The following is a 2,806-nucleotide window of genomic DNA, read 5'->3' as shown; positions in this document are numbered from 1 at the left end:
GCCCGCAGCAGCGGCGAATGCGTGATCAACATCCCGGGCGTGGAGCTGCTGGACACGGTGGTCGATATCGGCAACTGCAGCGGCCGTGACGTGGACAAGTTCGAACGGTTCGGCCTGGATGCGATGCCTGCGCGGGAGGTGGGGGCACCGCTGGTGGGCCAGTGCCATTCCAGCTTCGAGTGCCGCCTGCATGACGACAGTCAGGTCGAATCGAGCAACCTGTTCATCTGGGAAATCGTGCGCGCCCATGTTGCGCCTCGCCCAAAGCTGCCGCGCACGGTGCATTACCGGGGTGATGGGCAATTCATGGTGTCCGGCGCCGAAGTCTCGCGTCGACGGCGGTTCAAGCCCGACATGCTGTAATGCCAGCACTCCCCCAAGCAGGACCGCCCCGGATGACCGAACACCTCACCGACCTCGACGCCGCCGTTGACTGGCTGTTTGCGCGCGTGGATGGGCCGCTGCGGATCGGTGCGCCGCTGGCGCTGGGTAAACCACACCGCCTGCTCAACGCCCTGTATGCGCGCGTCGAACAGGACCCGTCGCGGCCGCTGCAGCTGTATACCGCACTGTCACTGAACCCGCCGCAGGCAAAGGGCAACGGCCTGGAAGCGCGTTTCCTGGCGCCGTTCGCGGCCCGCCATTTCGGTGAAGACTTCCCGCGCCTGGCCTACGCCGATGCAATSGYSCGCGAYSMGCTGCCGKCRCAYGTGCRGGTGGAAGAGTTCTACATGCAGTCCGGYGCSCTGCTCGGTTCGCGACAGGCGCAATCCAGCTACACCAGCCTCAACTACACSCACGCYGCCGAYGCGGTRGCGCAGCGCGCGCCGCAKGYRATCGTGCAGAAAGTRGCGATGCGCSCGRAYGAYCGRCGCCTKTCGCTGTCSTGCAACAACGACATCACCCAGGACACRCTGGAYGCGATGRYCGCRCGCGGSCTGCCGCGCCCGCTGCTGGTCGCCGAGATCGATCCGCAGCTGCCCTATCTGGGCGGCACGGCCACGGTGGACGTGTCCTTCTTCGATCTGGTCATCACCCCGCCAGCGCCGTATCCGGCGTTGTTCGGCCTGCCACGGCAACCGGTGGCCGACGCCGACTACGCCATCGGCCTGTATGCCAGCACCCTGGTGCGCGACGGTGGCACCCTGCAGATCGGCATCGGCACCCTGGCCGATGCACTCAGCCACGCATTGGTACTGCGCCACACCGACAACGCACGCTACCGCCGCGTGTTGAACGCGCTGGATCCGCAACTGGCCAGCCATCCGCTGGTACAGGAGATCGGCGGACTGGACCCGTTCGAGATCGGCCTGTACGGCTGCAGCGAAATGCTCAACGAGGGCTTCCGCCGGCTGGTGCAGACCGGTGTGATCAAGCGCAAGGTGCATGACGATCTGGCACTGATGCAGCGCATCGAGAACGGCAGCACGCTGTCCATCGACCATGCCACGCTGGAGGCCGAGGGCGAATACCTGCACGGCGCGTTCTACCTGGGCTCATCCGAATTCTACGAATGGCTGCGCACCCTGCCCGAGGACGAATGCCGGGCGATCGGCATGCGCCGCATCAGCGAGATCAACCAGCTGTACGGTGGCAACGAAACGCTGGAGCGCCTGCAGCGCCGTCACGCCCGCTTCTTCAATTCCTGCATGATGGCCACCGCGCTGGGCGCGGCGGTATCCGACGCGCTGGAGGATGGCCGTGTGGTTTCCGGCGTGGGTGGCCAGTACAACTTCGTGGCGATGGCGCACGCCCTGCCGGAAGCGCGCAGTGTGCTGATGTTCCGCGCTGCCCGTGATGACCGCGGCCAGCGCGAATCCAATGTGCGCTGGAACTACGGGCACACGACCATTCCGCGCCACCTGCGTGACATCTATCTCAACGAGTACGGCATCGCCGACGTGCGTGGCCTGACCGACGACGACTGCGTGCACGCGATGACGGCCATCACCGAAGCACCGTTCCAGGGCGCCCTGCTGCAGCAGGCCTTTTCGGCACGCAAGCTGGCCGCCACGGCGCAACCTGATGCGCAGCGGCAGCAGCGCAACACACCCCAGGCGCTGGCGGCGGCGCTGGTGCCGTTCCGCAACGATGGCACCCTGCCCGATTACCCGTTGGGCAGCGACTTCACCGAGATCGAACAGGTACTGGTGAAGGCACTGGGCTGGCTGAAGGCCAATACACAGACGCGCGGCAGCAAGCTGCGTACCGTGTGGGACGCGCTGTGGCAGCCTGCAGGTGATGGTGACGCGGTGTATCTGCAGCGGATGGAACTGCAGTCGCCCAAGGACTTCGGCGAACGGCTCAATGCACGCTTGTTGAGGCTGGCCCTGGCGCGCACCGCGTGATCGCGCGGAGGGTAGCGCCGGGCCATGCCCGGCGGACAACGATCAGTGCCAACCAAGGTTGGCACCTACCGCATTGGCGCGGCGCGCTATCCTGTACCGATGAACGACGATTCCCGTTTCCTGCATGACCTGCAACGCCGCCAAGCCGATGGCGAGCACCTGCGTTATCTGTGCTTCTGGGGCCACCAGCCGCCGCGCATGGGCGTGGCGGCGTCGTGTTTCAGCCAGTGGTACGACGCAGGTTTCAACATCGACGGCGTGCACTACCCCACTGCCGAGCACTTCATGATGGCCGGCAAAGCGCGACTGTTTGGTGCCACCGACATCCTCGAACAGGTTCTCGCCAGCCGCACGCCTGACAAGGTGAAAGCGCTGGGCCGGAAGATCGACGGCTTCGACGAGGCTCTCTGGGCGCAGGCGCGCTACGCCCTGGTGGTCGAAGGCAATCGGGCCAAGTT

The 2,806-nt window shown here is 65.9% G+C and carries 3 protein-coding genes; all 3 read left to right on the top strand.

Annotated elements, in window-relative coordinates; genetic code table 11:
• The coding region (locus AC1VAN_RS17315; protein ID WP_480986295.1) for a flavin reductase family protein at window positions 1–363 on the top strand (363 nt) is incomplete at its 5' end.
• A gap of 32 nt (window positions 364–395) precedes the next feature.
• The gene (locus tag AC1VAN_RS17310) at window positions 396–2,348 is read left to right on the top strand and encodes an acetyl-CoA hydrolase/transferase C-terminal domain-containing protein (protein ID WP_480986294.1); all 1,953 of its coding nucleotides are present in this window, start codon (window positions 396–398) and stop codon (window positions 2,346–2,348) included.
• A gap of 99 nt (window positions 2,349–2,447) precedes the next feature.
• Window positions 2,448–2,806: NADAR family protein (locus AC1VAN_RS17305; protein ID WP_480986293.1), on the top strand; the 359-nt coding region annotated here is incomplete at its 3' end.

The organism is Stenotrophomonas sp. 05L44_2 (genome assembly GCF_056665995.1).
This window is presented reverse-complemented; position numbering and strand designations above follow the sequence as displayed.